General features: G+C 71.4%; 13 protein-coding genes. 8 read left to right on the top strand and 5 right to left on the bottom strand.

Annotated elements, in window-relative coordinates:
* Positions 1-696: 696 nt before the first annotated feature.
* Complete coding sequence (locus E1262_RS08440; RefSeq protein WP_132102691.1) at positions 697-1,212, bottom strand: hypothetical protein; 516 nt, start codon at positions 1,210-1,212, stop codon at positions 697-699.
* 114 nt (positions 1,213-1,326) lie between these two features.
* Here E1262_RS08440 and E1262_RS08435 point away from each other — a divergent pair, with 114 nt between their 5' ends.
* Positions 1,327-1,632: a hypothetical protein gene (locus tag E1262_RS08435; RefSeq protein WP_132102690.1), complete on the top strand. Its 306-nt coding sequence runs from the start codon at positions 1,327-1,329 to the stop codon at positions 1,630-1,632.
* A 121-nt stretch (positions 1,633-1,753) separates the two neighbouring features.
* Here the strand turns inward: E1262_RS08435 and E1262_RS08430 are convergent, their stop codons facing one another.
* On the bottom strand, positions 1,754-2,341 hold the full coding sequence (locus E1262_RS08430; RefSeq protein WP_132102689.1) for a dihydrofolate reductase family protein: 588 nt from the start codon (positions 2,339-2,341) through the stop codon (positions 1,754-1,756).
* A gap of 57 nt (positions 2,342-2,398) precedes the next feature.
* Complete coding sequence (locus E1262_RS08425) at positions 2,399-3,964, bottom strand: carboxylesterase/lipase family protein (RefSeq protein WP_203453686.1); 1,566 nt, start codon at positions 3,962-3,964, stop codon at positions 2,399-2,401.
* Between E1262_RS08425 and E1262_RS08420 the strand changes: the two genes are divergently transcribed.
* The gene (locus tag E1262_RS08420; protein WP_203453685.1) at positions 3,945-4,466 is read left to right on the top strand and encodes a type II toxin-antitoxin system VapC family toxin; all 522 of its coding nucleotides are present in this window, start codon (positions 3,945-3,947) and stop codon (positions 4,464-4,466) included. The genes E1262_RS08425 and E1262_RS08420 overlap by 20 nt on opposite strands.
* 25 nt (positions 4,467-4,491) lie before the next feature.
* Here E1262_RS08420 and E1262_RS08415 read toward each other — a convergent pair whose 3' ends face one another.
* Positions 4,492-5,070: a DinB family protein gene (locus E1262_RS08415; RefSeq protein ID WP_132102688.1), complete on the bottom strand. Its 579-nt coding sequence runs from the start codon at positions 5,068-5,070 to the stop codon at positions 4,492-4,494.
* Positions 5,071-5,119: 49 nt separating this feature from the next.
* Between E1262_RS08415 and E1262_RS08410 the strand changes: the two genes are divergently transcribed.
* On the top strand, positions 5,120-5,869 hold the full coding sequence (locus E1262_RS08410; protein WP_132102687.1) for a 2-phosphosulfolactate phosphatase: 750 nt from the start codon (positions 5,120-5,122) through the stop codon (positions 5,867-5,869).
* On the opposite strand, the gene pdxR is transcribed toward E1262_RS08410, so the two are convergent.
* Positions 5,856-7,319 carry a MocR-like pyridoxine biosynthesis transcription factor PdxR gene (pdxR, locus tag E1262_RS08405; RefSeq protein ID WP_132102686.1) on the bottom strand — a complete coding sequence of 488 codons (1,464 nt, stop codon included), beginning with the start codon at positions 7,317-7,319 and terminating at the stop codon, positions 5,856-5,858. The genes E1262_RS08410 and pdxR overlap by 14 nt on opposite strands.
* Positions 7,320-7,385: 66 nt before the next feature.
* Here pdxR and E1262_RS08400 point away from each other — a divergent pair, with 66 nt between their 5' ends.
* The 5 genes from E1262_RS08400 to E1262_RS08385 all read left to right on the top strand — a co-directional run bounded on the left by E1262_RS08400 (position 7,386) and on the right by E1262_RS08385 (position 14,616).
* Complete coding sequence (locus E1262_RS08400; protein WP_132102685.1) at positions 7,386-7,832, top strand: carboxymuconolactone decarboxylase family protein; 447 nt, start codon at positions 7,386-7,388, stop codon at positions 7,830-7,832.
* Positions 7,833-7,964: 132 nt separating this feature from the next.
* Positions 7,965-8,132 (top strand): hypothetical protein, encoded by a 168-nt coding sequence (locus tag E1262_RS08395; protein ID WP_203453684.1) that lies wholly within the window; start codon positions 7,965-7,967, stop codon positions 8,130-8,132.
* A gap of 343 nt (positions 8,133-8,475) precedes the next feature.
* The gene (locus E1262_RS30230; protein ID WP_162605821.1) at positions 8,476-8,619 is read left to right on the top strand and encodes a hypothetical protein; all 144 of its coding nucleotides are present in this window, start codon (positions 8,476-8,478) and stop codon (positions 8,617-8,619) included.
* 731 nt (positions 8,620-9,350) lie between these two features.
* Entirely contained in the window at positions 9,351-10,400 is a 1,050-nt protein-coding gene (locus tag E1262_RS08390) for a multicopper oxidase domain-containing protein (protein WP_132102684.1), read from the top strand.
* Positions 10,401-10,512: 112 nt separating this feature from the next.
* Positions 10,513-14,616 carry a ThuA domain-containing protein gene (locus E1262_RS08385; protein ID WP_132102683.1) on the top strand — a complete coding sequence of 1,368 codons (4,104 nt, stop codon included), beginning with the start codon at positions 10,513-10,515 and terminating at the stop codon, positions 14,614-14,616.
* The last annotated feature ends 40 nt before the right edge of the window (positions 14,617-14,656 follow it).

Below are 14,656 nucleotides of genomic sequence, written 5' to 3'. Positions count from 1 at the left end.
TTGACTAGCTCCACTCCGGCCTTGAGGCGGCAATTATGAGGGGGATGGCCCAGAGTGGGGACGGGTCAGCCGTTGCGGTCAGACAGCACGCGCGAACACGTCATCAATCTACGCAAAATACCGGATCTATATCCGGAGTTTGCCTCCATTGGCTGCTTGCCCCGGCCGAAAGGGTTCCCAGGCTGTAAAGGTCAGCCAAGCTGCAGATGTTGTGCCAATCGGTGAAGCATGCCGTCGAATATCCTCGACTAAGGTAAGTCCCGCCACATGTATTGGTATCGAGATAGTGTTCGAGCGAACCCCATCTAAGGGCCACATCGCCCCGGGTGATCCAAGTCGTGGGTCCAGTGTTTTCCACTATGAGCGCGGCGCGGGCCGATCCGCCGCCCGAAGAGTAGACTAGGCACGCCGCAAATCGGAGAGTCGGTGACGTGGCGTGCTGGGACCATCCCGAACACCACCAGCCGCTGTTCCGTGAGAAGCTTTGCCAGCTTCCGGACGCCTGCGAGGTCGCGGCAAACGCAACTAATGTGACCACCGATGTCAGAATTGCCGCCAGTAAAATGCGGACCCTGCTCCTCATTTGCACACTCCTCCAGCGGAGATGGGACAATGGTCGCAATTCAACCATGCTGCAGTCTCGGAGCGCTAGACCCTCTAGCTCCCGATGCCGGGCCGCGAGAATGAGCTTTGGCGTCAGCCCGCTCCATCGACACGAGCCTCACGAGTCGTCCCCGTCGCGGCGTGGATCGTGCGTAGGTCACCGACCACGGACTCAAGATCGGTGATCGACACCCGGGCATTCGACAGCGCGACGGCGACGCGTTCGACCTTCTCGCGATGGGCCGCAGCCGTGAGCGCCTGGCCGTCCTGGGGGAACAGCCGACCAGACGTGCGCAGTTCCAAGCCGCTGTCGCGTTCGGCCAGCCGGGTCAGCCGTTCGATGATCTCGGCATCGGTGGCTCCGGGTAGGTAGCGCTCGCGCACGTCGGCCAGCAGCTCCGGTGTCCACATTGCCTGTTGTGCCACGTTCACGAGCTGCAGCAGCTCGGCGGCGGCCTGGCGAGCGCCAACAGACGCCATCCGGCAGCCTATGGTTTCGCCGTCCACCACATCGCGGAACGCCAGCTGGTCAGCGATCTTCCGCGCCGAGAACCCGGCGTCATCCATCGCGGTCGTCGTCGTCTCGCGTGCGCGGTCGGGACCGAGCATCGGCGATGGTGGGCAAGGTCGTCGGGATATATCGCCCAAATCAGTACGAATGGGCCGCGATCGCACGGGTAGTGGCGGGTAATTGGAATCCTCAACTCGCCCGGAGGTGAGACCATGTCTGGCACGATCCGGAAGGTCGGCGTCGCGGTGATCGCGAGCGCCATGCTGGCGGTTGGGGCCGCAGCTCCCGCCTCGGCTCAGGTCCGACAGGACGGGCTGGTGAACGTGAACATCGGGGATGTCACGATCCTCGAAGATGTCGCGGTGGGCGTCGCCGCACAGGTTGCGGCCAACGTCTGTGGTGTCAGTGTCGGCCCTGTCGCCGTCCTCGGAACAGCAGTCGACCGCAGCGGCGACACCGAGACAGTGTGTGAGATCGAACAGGGGGACATCACGGTCCCCGTGACCATCTCCAACTGATCGGCCCACGGCGGTCAGCCAGGCCGCCGACGATCCGGAAGGGGCCGGGCCGGACGAGCTCCGCGCCCGGCCCAACGCCGCCCAACCAGTCGGTTCCTGGTCAGCGTCCCGGCGCGGGGAGCTAGCGGCGGACGGGGTAGCGCAGGTGCAGGGCGCGCCGGCCCTGGACGACGACCGGGTCCTCGAGTAGCTGGTGCCCGCCCTCGAGCGTCGAGAAGTACGGGATCCCCTCCCCGAACAGCACCGGCACCAGGCTGACGCACACCTCGTCGAGCAGGCCGAGCGCGAGCGCCTGCTGGGTGATGTTCGCGCTGGCGATCGTGACGTTCGTGTCGCCGGCGATCCGCTTCGCCCGCTCGACCGCCGCCTCGACGCCGTCGACGAAGGTCGTGGTGGGCCACTTCTCGGCCGCGTTCTCCGGCGGCCGATGCGTCACCACCACGACGGGCGCGCCGACCGGGTGCCGGTCGCCCCAGCCGTCGGTGATGTCGAACAGGTGCCGCCCGGAGATCAGTGCGCCGGTGTCGTCGATGAGCTCGCGCAACATCTCGGCGCTCGCCTCGTCGACCTGGAACGAGATGCCCTCGTTCGCGCTCGGCAGGGACACATCGCCGGCGCCGTACCACTCGAACAGCTCGCCGATGCCGTCGTCGGGTTCGGCGATGTAGCCGTCCAGCGACATCGTCATGTGACTGAAGACCTTGCCCATCGTGGGCCTCCTCTGCGTGTCATCTCGGGTGGTACCGACTTCGGACGCCCGGCAAACTCATCGCGGCAGTGCCGACCACAGGTCGCAATGGTGCTCCGCGGCGGACGGCGTCGGGCCGATGCCGCCGGCCGACAGACCGAGCACCGTCCGGGATGCACCGAACTCCGGCCAGTGCGGCCGGCCGGGGCCGTTCGGGTCGCCGGTGCGGGCGAACGCCGTCCAGAAGCCCACCATCGTCGCCGACAATCGCTCCTGCGCCGGGGTGAGCGGCGGGTACGGGTCCCACGACGCGTGCAGGTCCCAGAGGTAGGGCAGGTCAAGGCCGTGGAAGGCACCCATCGGGAAATCCTGCTCGACCACGCCGCTGTCCTCCGCGAACTCGTAGGCGTAGACCGGCTGGTGGACGGCCGCAGCGTCGGCGCTGCTCAGAACGGGGCAGACGCCGACGAAGCCGCCCCAGTCGCCGAGAACCGTCGCCAGCGCGACCGCCGGGGTCTCGTACGCGCCGGCCGGGTATTCAGCCAGCACCGCCGGAGCGTCAGCGCCGAAGGTCTCGGCGAGCACCGTGCGGTAGCCGTCCGCCGTCACCGCCTCGCCGGCGATGAAGGCGCGCATCTCGTCGCGAGTGGTGCCGATCAGCAGCGGGACCCGAGCGGCCGACCCGTCGCTCAGAGCGCCACCCGGCTGGCGCGGCAGCGGCGGCGTCCCGGCGACGGGGTTCCACGGCCGGTCCGCGACCCGGGCGGTGACCTCCCGGCCGACACCCGCGAGCGCGTCGACCACCCGGGCCGCGGGGAGGTCCCGCAGGCAGCCCGCCACGTCCGCGGCGTCGGCGCAACCGAGTTCCGCCGTCGCCCGCTCGCCGAACGCCTGCGCTTCGGCCAGGGTCGGCACGGGGTTGTCGCAGGCGCCGCTCTGCATGATCGCCCGGTGGAACAGGCCGCGTGTCTCGGGAGAGGCGAGCTGGGCGCATACTGAGCGGGCGCCCGCCGACTGGCCGGCGAGCGTGACGTTGCTCGGGTCGCCGCCGAACCGGGCCGCGTTGCGGCGGACCCACCGCAGCGCGGCCGCCTGGTCCATCAGTCCGTAGTTGCCGCCGGCGACGTCGAGCGACGGCGCGGACAGGAAGCCGAGCGCGCCGAGCCGGTAGTTGACCGTCACGACGACGACGTCCCCCGCGGTCGCGAGCCGGGCACCGTCGTACTCGCGGGCGCCGCCGACGCTGAAGCCGCCGCCGTGCAGCCACACCAGCACCGGCAGCCGCTCGCCGCGCTCGGCGCCGCGCGGCACGGTGACGTCGAGGTACAGGCAGTCCTCCTGGCCGACGATCACTCCAGGGCCGCCGCCCTGGGGACAGAACGGGCTCGGCGCTGTGGCGTCGCGGACGCCCGGCCAGGGCTGCGGCCGTGCCGGCGGCCGCCATCGCCGCTTGCCGACCGGCGGCGCGGCGTACGGGATGCCGGAGTAGGTGACGTGGTCGCCGGCGACGCTGCCGCGCAGCCAGCCGGAGTCGACCCGGACGAGGCCCGGGTCGGGCGGCGCCGCGGCGGCAGCGGACGCGACGAGTGTGCCGGCCACGACGGCGGCGGAGACGAGGGCCTGGGTGAGCGTGCGCATCGACATGGCGGCAGTCTTCGCGGCCGCGCCCGGCGACGCGTCCGTCCAGCGGACCGACCTCCGCTACGCGCAGCCGCGTACGCCTCTACGTGAGGCCGCGTACTCTGACGCCGTGACCAGGTACGTCATTGGGGCGGACGTGGCGTTCCGGCTCGCCGCGGAGCGGACCGTCGTCGACGCCCAGCACCAGCTCGTCGCGCCGACGCTGCTCCGCTCGCAGCTGCTGACCCAGCTCTACCAGGCCGTCCGGCGCGGCGAGCTGACGAAGCAGGAGGCCGACGGCCGGCTCGACCATGTGCGCTCGCTGCGAATGCGGCTGCTCGGCGACCGCGTGCTCCAGGCCGTCGCGTGGCGGATCGCCGCCCAGCTCGGCTGGCCCGACACGTACGACGCCGAGTACGTCGCTCTCACGCAGCTGCAGGCCGACGCCTTCGTCACCCTCGACGCCGGGCTCGCCGACGCGGTGCGCGACGTGGTCGCCGTCGCGCCGTACGACGCGCTGACCTGAGCGGCACCGGCCGCACCGGGCCGGCTCAGGCCGTCGGTGCGAACGCGTCCGCCGCCGCCTGGATACGGGCCAGGTAGGCGCGCCACACCTCCGCGTCGCCGAAGTCGTCGTGGTCGGGGCCGGCCCGGCCGTCGATGAGCTCGCGGACGATGTCGGCGTGGCCGGCGTGCCGGGCGGTCTCGGCGAGCATGCGAATGAGCAGCACACCAAGTGTGGTGTCGGCCCGCTCGGCCGGCCAGTGCGGCACCCGGCCAGGCGCGTCCAGGTCGAGCTCCGACACGGTCCGGTCGCCGTGCGCGCACGCCCGCCGGTACAGCCCGACGATGTACTCAGTCGACTGATCGGGCGTCGCCCACATGTCGGCGCCCTCCCACACCGAGCCGTCCTCCTCCCAGGACAGCGTCTCGGGCGGCGGCCGGCCGAACGACGTGCCGAGATACACGTACTCGCCGCCTGCCAAGTGCTTGACAAGCCCGAGCAGGTTGGTGCCGGTGGGCGTCAGCGGCCGGCGCAGGTCGTACTCCCCCAGCCCGTCGAGCCTGGACAGCAGCCCGTCGCGCGCCTCCTGCAGTTTGCGGAGCAGCTCCGCCTTGATGTCCGCCATGGACCAACCCCACCACCCGCCACCGACAACGTCGGCGAGAATCGGGTGGGTGAGCGCATGGGATCAGGACGGCTACGGCGTGCGGCTCGAGTGGGGCCCGGCCGGCGCGCGGCGGCTCGCTCCGCACGTCGCCTGCCTGGTCGTGGTCGACGTGCTGTCGTTCACGACGGCGGTGTCGGTGGCGGCCGACGCCGGCACGACGGTGTTTCCGTACGCCTGGCGCGACGAGACGGCCGCGGCCCATGCCGACAGCGTCGGCGCCCGGCTGGCCGTCGGGCGGACGGCTGCGAGCGCGGAGTCGCCGTGGTCGCTGTCGCCGGCGGCGCTGCGGGCAGCTCCGTTCACGCCGCGGCTGGTGCTGCCGTCGCCGAACGGGTCGGCCATCGCCGCCGCGGCGCGCGACGACCCCGCCGTCGCCGTCGTCGCAGGCTGCCTGCGCAACGCCGCGGCCGTCGGGCGGTGGCTGACGGAGTCCGGCTGCGGCACCGCGGACCGGCCGGTCGCGATGGTCCCGGCGGGCGAGCGCTGGCCGGACGGCAGCTTGCGGCCGGCGTTGGAGGATCTGCTCGGCGCCGGGGCGATCGTCGCGGCCCTCGGTGGCGCGCACCCGTCCCCCGAGGCGATCGCCGCCTGCGCGGCCGTCGACGCCGCCGGGGATCTCGCGGCCACGCTCCGCGACTGCGCGTCGGGTCGCGAGCTGATCGCGTACGGCTTCCCCGACGACGTCGCCATCGCGGCCGAGCGGGACCGTAGCGACGTCGTCCCGGTGCTGGCCGGCGGCGGGTTCAGCGCGGCGTGACCGTCCGGAACGCCGCCGCGAGCGCCGCCAGCCCGGCCGGCACGTCGGCCGCCTCGATCGCGCCGTACCCGAGCACCAGCCCGGCCGGCCCGCCCGGCTCGGTCTGGTAGCCGGCGAGGGTCTCGACGGCGACACCGGCCGCCCGCGCCCGTCCGGCCACTGCCTGTGCCGTCGCCGCTCCGCCGGCGCCGCCGTCGGCGCCCGGACGCAGCAGCGCGCACACGTGCAGCCCGGCCGCCGACGGCACCGTCTCCAGGTACGGCGCCAGCTCGCCGGCCAGCCCGGCCAGCACAGCCGAGCGCCGCTGCGCGTACACCTTCGCCGTCCGCCGGATGTGCCGCGCCAGCAGGCCCTCGTCCATGAACCGGGCCAGCGCCGCCTCCGTCGCCACGGGACCGTGGACGTCGGCCACCCGGCGGGCGGCCCGGACGGCTTCGCGCAATGACGGCGGCACGACGACGAAGCCGAGCCGCAGCCCGGGCAGCAGCGTCTTCGAGAACGTCCCCACGTAGACGACCCGCCCGCCGTCGTCGAGCGTGTGCAGCGGCTCCAGCGGGCGGTCGGCGAACCGGTACTCGCTGTCGTAGTCGTCCTCGACGACGGCGGCATCGTGCGCGTCGGCCCAAGCCAGCAGCTCGAGCCGGCGATGCAGCGACATCGCTACGCCGAGCGGGAACTGGTGCGACGGCGTCACGTACACCAGCCGCGCCGCCCGCGGCAGCCGCGACACCACCAGCCCGTCGCCGTCGACCGGCACCCCGACGACCGGCGCGCCGTGCGCCGCGAACACCTCCCGTGCCGGCGGATACCCGGGCTCCTCGACGGCGACGACGTCGCCCGGCGCGAGCAGCACGCGCGCGAGGAGATCGAGGGCCTGCTGGGCTCCGTTGGTGACGACGACGTCCTCGGCGCCGGCCCGCACCGACCGGGCGTAGCCGACGTACCGGGCGACGGCCGCCCGCAGGCCGGGATGTCCGGCCGGGTCGGCGTAGCCGGCGGGCTCGCGGTCGCGGCCGGCGCCGCGACGGGGCCGCCACTCGGCCGCGACCAGCCGCCGCCAGGTGTCGTACGGGAACAGCCGGACGTCCGGGACGCCGACTTGGAAGTCGTACCGCGCGGCCGGCAACGCCGACGGCGACGACGGCGCGCGGTCCCACCCGGCCCGTGGCCGCAACGCGCCCGCGGCCGGCGGCGACGACGACGCGCCCACGGCCGTCGCCGCGACGAATGTCCCCGCGCCGACTCGGCCGACGAGGAAGCCCTCCGCCGTCAGCCGCTCGTACGCCGTCGCCACCGTGCCGCGCGAGACGTTCAGCGTCCGGGCCAGCTCGCGCGTCGGCGGCATCCGGTCGCCGGGACGCAGCCGGCCGTCGCGGACGCCGTCGCGCAGGGACCGGTAGATGCGCGTGGCGAGGTCACCCGGGCCGTCGAGGTTGACGTGGAACTCCATTGGACCAATCAATCAGAAACGAATTGTCACTTCTGCGAGACCAATGTAGCGCCGTACGGTGACGACATGACGCGCATGGACATCGCCGCCCTCGCACCGGCGGCCTACAAGGCACTGATCGCCCTCGACAGTCGCGCCCACAAGGGCGACCTGCCGGCCGGCCTGCTCGACCTGGTGAAGCTGCGGGTCAGCCAGGTCAACGGCTGCGCCTACTGCGTCGATTCGCACAGCCACGACGCCGTCAAGGGCGGCGAGACCCCGGCTCGCGTCTACGCCGTCGCGGCCTGGGACGAGGGCCCGTTCTTCAGCCCGGCCGAGCGGGCGGCGTTCGCGCTGGCGGAGTCGATGACGCGGCTCAGCGAGGGTGCGCCCCGGGTGCCGGACGACGTCTGGGCACAGGCCAGCGCCCACTACGACGACGCACGACTGGCCCAGCTGGTCATGGTGATCACGACGATCAACGCCTGGAACCGAGTCTGCGTCACGGTCCGTATGGACCCAGAGACACCATGACGTTGATCATGGAGAAGAGGCCCTTTCCGGCTCCTCCAAAGGGGGAGTTCTCCGTGATCAACAAGCGTTCGCGTGTTGGGGCGGCGACCACCCGAACGACCGCACTGCATCTGGCGTACCCAGCTTGAGGGTTTGCGCTCCGGCCACGGCGACACCGATCTCGTCCTCTACTCGCTGCGCAAGTACCTGAAGCCGGCGGTGAAGGGGAACCGGGTGCCGAACCGGCCCGAGCTGATCGAGCGGTACGACGGCCGCTCGCCGCTGCTGCCCGAGGCCGACCGCGACCGCATCTCCGCGTAAGCCGGCGACGCCCAGCGGCGCCACTGGGGCTGGGTCGTCTGAGGGCCGCCGCGCGCCGCGCACCCCGCACCGGCGGCGCGCGGTGACCGGCCTGGTCACCGCGCGAAAGGGGGTATTGACGGCCGTTTCGCGGTGCGCCATCCTGAGGGGGTCTGCCCCAATTCATGTGTACGGCCCCCGATCCCAGCGGCTCCCTTCCGGCCGCTAGTACCGCCGGCCGCTGGGTGGCCGGCAATTCGCGTCGGCGCCGCATAGCAAATCCCGGTCTGGGTCGACCTGCGGCCGGCATCGACGCTCGGTCCTCGCGGACGAGGCCGTGCCGGTCGCGGACTGGAGGGGTGCCGTGATCCCCACGTTCACCGGACTGCGTTCGCTCGCCCGCCTGCGCCGCTGGCTGCTCGGTCCGGAGCAGCCGAACCTGAGCTTGCGGCTGTCCGTCGGCCTGGTCGCGATGCTGGCCCTGCTCGCCCTCGCCGGCGCCCGCTGACGAGCACCCGGTGGCGCTGTCGCCCCGAGGTGTCGCCTCGCCGGCCGGCTGCGGTACGGCCGGCGACGCGCTCCGCGGCTGGCGCGGATCATGGCGCTCACCGGCGACGATGCCATCGTCGGGCCCGCGATCGACGGGTGGGCGGCGGACGAGTCGGTGGCGGGCGGGTGGCCGGAGCAGGGCCCGGTGACGTATGCGCGTACCGGTGCATGTGACCACCTCACCTCGGACGAACGACGTCGACCGGCGGCCGTGGCGGCCCGCCGGCGTGCGCTCGTCCGTGCTGTCGTGCCACAGGCTCGGCCCTGCCCTGCGGTGACCCACACCACTGACGACTGGACGCTATCGAGGCGCTCGCTCCTGACACAACCGTTACCTTGCGGTAACTTGCAAAAGTCCTCCGTCCGGCGACCTAAGTAGCGCCAGGGACGGCGGCCCACCCACCCGAGGCGGGATACGTCTGCACGGAACTCCGCCAGAGGCGGCACCTGCGTCTTTTCGGTCGAATCGGATCTGGAACGCGGTCGACTCGAAGCGTTACCAAGCGAGCATTTGCCGACGAACGTGAAACTTTCCGTTGACGTGCATGCAAAAGCCCCTTTACTGTGCGGTCCCATGTACGGGTCGGTTCGGATCAGCGACCGTCGGGGGTCGTCCATGCCCTGCGGTGGTGTCCGCCCGATCCCCGGTCTCCGGTGCAGGCGCCCCGGGACTCACGGAATGGAGACCCCATGGCTGACAACCCCGTCCGACGCGGCTGGTTAGGGCACCTCACCCGCCGATCGGTGCTGGCCGGCGCGGTCGCGGGAGCGGCTGCACTCCCCGCCGTTGCCGCCGGCTCCACCGCTGCTCTCGCGACACCGAGCTCCGCCGCCGTTCCCGGGCTGCGCACCGCCCGGGCCACTGGCACCACCCACCGCGTGACGATGTACGCCGAGGCGCTGCCCGGTGGCCTGTACGGCTACGGACTGGCGCCGGGCGAGGCGACCATCCCCGGCCCGCTGCTGGAGATCGTCGAGGGCGACACGCTGGAGATCACGCTGGTCAACACCACCAACCAGCGGCTCTCGATCCACCCGCACGGCGTCGACTACGACGTCTTCTCCGACGGCTCCGCGTTCAACGACTCCTTCAACGAGCCGGGCGAGACGCGCACGTACGTGTGGCACACCCGCGAGCGCACCACGAGCGCCGGGCGGGCGTGGCTGCCGGGCAGCGCGGGCTACTGGCACTACCACGACCACGCCTACGGCGACCACGGCACCCAGGGCCTCCAGAAGGGCCTGTACGGCGGTCTCATCGTCCGCCGCAAGGGCGACGTGCTGCCGGACAAGACGTTCGTCGTCGTGTTCAACGACATGACGATCAACAACAAGATGGCGCCCGAGACGCCGATGTTCGACGCCGTCCTGGGCGAGCGGGTCGAGTGGCTGTGCATCGGCCACGGCAGCGTGGATCACACCTTCCACCTGCACGCCCATCGGTGGGCCGACAACCGGACCGGTTACCTCGACGGCCCCAACGACCCCACCCTGGCCGTCGACAACAAGGACCTCAACCCCGGCAGCTCGTTCGGGTTCCAGGTGATCGCCGGCGAAGGTGTCGGCCCTGGCGCGTGGATGTACCACTGCCACGTGCAGTTCCACTCCGACGGCGGCATGTCCGGCGTCTTCCTGGTCCGCAACGAGGACGGCAGCATCCCCGACCACGCACAGGAGGCCATCGACCGCTACCACGCAGGACACGGAGGACACGTAGGACATTCGGGCCACGGGGGCTAGCCCCCGAGGCCGACCGCGAGGCCCAGGCCGCGGCGAGCGCCCGCACCACCACTGACACCCATCAGGGCCGAGAACGCACAGGCACGAGCGCACATCGATCGAAGGAGCAACGATGAGACGCACCAGCCTCGTCCGTCCGGAGGGAGGACCACCGGCGAGATCCGCACGGTGGCGCCGGACGTTCGTCCTGGCGAGTACGGCGGTCCTGGCGCTCAGCGTGAGCGCGCTGCCCGCGCAGGGGCAGCCGGAGCCGCCCGAACCCTCGGCCAGCGCCTCGAGCGCGCCGGCCGCGAAGTCCCCCGAGGCCGCCGACAGCGCCAGCCCGGCCACCCGTCAGGCCCTGACCGCGGCGAAGGCGAACAACGCCGACGGTGCCGTCAAGGTGCTGGTCTTCCACGGCCCGGCCGAGGAGCAGGACGACCCGGTCGCGGCGGCCGTCGCGGCGATCCAGGAGCTGGGCGCCGCGAACGGCATCGGCGTCGACGTGTCCTCCGACCCGGCAAGCTTCTCCCCCGAGACGCTCGGCGCGTACCGGGGCGTCGTCTTCCTGTCCGCGATGGGCACCGAGCTGACGCCGTCGCAGGAGGACGCGCTCGAGGCCTACATCGAGGACGGCGGCGGCTTCCTCGGCATCGGCGACGCGTCGCGGGCGCAGGAGCGGTCGGAGTGGTTCACCGGGCTGATCGGCACCCGGCCGGTCGGCGCGCTGCCGGACCCGCTCGACGTCGCCTCCGTCAGCGCCACCGCGAACAACCCGCCGAACGAGGACGCGCCCAAGGTCGTCGACGGCGACGTCAACACCAAGTGGCTCGGCTTCGTGCGGACGGCGCAGATCACCGTGCGGCTCACCGCGCCGGCCGCGGTGAACCAGTACGCGCTGGCGTCGGCCAACGACGCCGCCGGCCGCGACCCGCAGGACTGGACGCTGCAGGGCTCGAACGACGGGACGACCTGGACCGACCTGGACCGGCGCACCAACGAGGACTTCCCGGAGCGGTTCCAGACCAAGGCGTACACGTTCGAGAACACCACGGCCTACGAGTACTTCCGGCTCGACATCACCCGCAACTCCGGCGACAGCATCACCCAGCTGGCCGAGTGGCAGCTGTTCGCCGGCGAGGTCGTCGAGCCCGAGCCGGTGCAGCCGCAGGAGGCGACGGTCAGCATCGTCGACCGCCAGCACCCGGCCAACGACGGCCTGCCGCTGACGCTGACCCTCACCGACCGCTGGACCAATTGGTCGCCGAACCCGGTCGGCACGGTGCACACCGTCGCGCAGGTGCAGGAGCACACCTACGACCCCGGTGACGGCGCGAACGGCGCGTTCCACCCGGTGTCGTGGTGCCGTGACTACGACGGCGGCCGCTCTTTCTACACCGGCATGGGCGGCACGGCGGAGAGCTGGTCCGAGGCGGAGTTCCGCAGTCACCTGACCGGCGCGCTGCAGTGGACCACCGGCCTCGTGCGCGGCGACTGCCAGGCCACCATCGGCGCCAACTACGACATCGAGCGCCTGTCGGCACCCAACCAGCCCGGCCAGCTGGACCAGAACGGCGAGCCGCACGGCCTGGACGTCGCCGCCGACGGCACCGTCTTCTACATCGGCAAGGCGTCCTGCGCCACCGGTCCCGTCGTCCCGTGGGAGAACCCGAACGTCGGCCGCGGCTGCGGCACGATCCACCAGTGGGACCCGGAGACGGGTGATGTGAAGCAGCTGACCTCGCTCGACGTCTTCGGCAACCGCGGCAGCGGCGGCGAGCTGATCAAGACCGAGGAGGGTCTGGTCGGCATCGCGCTCGACCCGGCCTTCATGGACAACGGCTGGATGTACGTCTACTGGATGCCGTACGAGTCGATCGACAAGGTGCGCCGCGTCGGCGATCGGACGGTGTCGCGGTTCACGTACGACCACGAGACCGCGGAGATCGACCTCGACAGCCGCAAGGACCTGCTGTCCTGGGAGACCCAGATCCACAGCTGCTGCCACGCCGGCGGCGGCATGGACTTCGACTCCGAGGGCAACCTGTACATCGGCGTCGGCGACAGCAACTCGTCGGAGAACACCGCCCCTTCGGGGAGCCCGCTGCGCGGCTACTCGGGCAACGACTGGACCCGCGAGTTCGCCGGCATCTCGTTCCAGGACGCCCGCCGCACGTCGGGCAACACGAACGACCTGAACGGCAAGATCCTGCGGATCCACCCGGAGCCCGACGGCACGTACACCATTCCCGAGGGCAACCTGTTCACCGGTCAGGAGGAGGGCGGCGGCAAGACCCGCCCGGAGATCTACGTCATGGGCGTGCGCAACATCTCGACCCTCTACGTCGACCCGGTGACGGACTATCTGCACGCCGCGTGGGTCGGCCCGGACGCCTCCAACCCGAGCCCGGACCTGGGCCCGGCGAAGTACGAGACGGCGACGATCATCACGTCGGCAGGCAATCAGGGCTGGCCGTTCTGCATGGGCAACCGGCAGCCGTACCGCGATCGCAGCAACACCGACGCGTCGGTGTTCACCGGCTGGTACGACTGCAAGGGCAACCTGCTGAACACCTCGCCGCGCAACACCGGCCTGGTGGACATCCCGGACGCCCGCGACAACATGATCTGGTACTCGCCGAGCGGCGGTAACCCGGTCTTCCCGGACCGTGGCAACGGCATCCCGACGTACACCAACGCGACCGCCGAGTACACGTTCCCGTACCTGCGTGGTGGCTGCCAGGCCATCATGACGGGGCCGACGTTCCGTGAGTCGCTGGTCGACCCGGACAGCGAGATCTCGTGGCCGTCCTACTGGGAGGGCAAGTGGATCCTCGGTGACGAGTGCGGCGCCAACAACCGGGTCGCCGTCACCGTCGACCCCGAGGGCATAGAGGAACAGGCCCCGCCGCTGTTCGCGGAGAGTCTGCTGTCGATCATCCCGCAGGGCGGAGCGAACGACCGGCTGCAGAGCTGGATGATGACCTCGCGGTTCGGTCCGGACGGCGCGCTGTACATGTCCGACTACAGCAGCGGCTTCTTCAGCCTCACGCCCAACCAGAAGCTGATCCGCGTCGTCTACAACGGCGGCCCGGCCACCCCCGTGGCCACGGCGTCGGCGACGGCCGTGCAGAACAAGCCGCTGACCATCGCCTTCACCGGCGCCCGCTCCGGCGGCGTGTCCTACGCGTGGGACTTCGGCGACGGCGGGACGTCTGACGAGGCCAACCCGCGGCACACCTACGGCGCGGTGGGCACCTACACCGCGACGCTCACCGTCACGTACGCGGACGGCGAGACCATGACCACCGAGATCGACGTCACCGTCGGGTGCGCCGTGCCGGACGACCGCGACACCGTCTGGCTGCGCGACACCGACACCGGCGTGGCGAACGACGTCGTCGGCGAGGGCTGCACCATCAACGACCTCATCGACGACGAGAGCAGCTGGCCGAACCACGGCCAGTTCGTCCGGCACGTCACCGACACCGCGAACGGCCTGGCGGCGGACGGTGTCATCACGGCGCGCGAGAAGGCGACGCTGACCCGGCTGGCCGCGGCGTCCGAGATCGGCACGCCGGGCGACACCGGCTGGGACGCCATCTTCGACGGGACCGCCGAGTCCCTCGAGGGGTGGTCCCAGGCGCCGGGCGGCTTCTTCGAGCTGCAGGACGACGGGACGATCATCAGCCGCGGCGGACTGGGCATGCTCTGGTACGCCGAACGGGAGTTCGCCGACTACTCCGTCCGGCTGCAGTTCCGCGACGTCTCCGCCGGCAACACCCGGGCCAACAGTGGTGTGTTCATCCGGTTCCCGAACCCGAACACCCCGCTGGCGGAGCGGCCCGAGTGCGGCCGGATCGGCGCCGCGGCGACGTCGCCGGCCTGGGTCGCGATCTACTGCGGCCAGGAGATCCAGATCTACGACGGCACCACCGGCGAACCGCAGAAGACCGGGTCGGTCTACAACTTCGACCCGATCGCGCTGCCCGGCTCCGGCGCCACGCCCAAGGGCGAGTGGAACGACTACGAGATCCGGGTCGAGGGTCAGCACTACACGATCATCCGCAACGGCGTGGTGATCAACGAGTTCGACAACACGCCCGGCAAGCAGTCGTCTCGTGCGGGTGACCCGCCGACCGACCTGCGGCAGTTCCTCAGCGGATACATCGGGTTGCAGAACCACGGCAACAACGACCTGATCGAGTTCCGCAACATCCGAGTCCGGGAGCTGTAGGACCCGGCGGGCCTCGGCCGCCGGGACGCTCGGCGTCTCG

This window comes from Jiangella aurantiaca (assembly GCF_004349105.1).
Lineage (GTDB): Bacteria > Actinomycetota > Actinomycetes > Jiangellales > Jiangellaceae > Jiangella > Jiangella aurantiaca.
The sequence above is the reverse complement of the archived record's forward strand: the minus strand, read 5'-3'. Positions and strand labels throughout refer to the sequence as shown.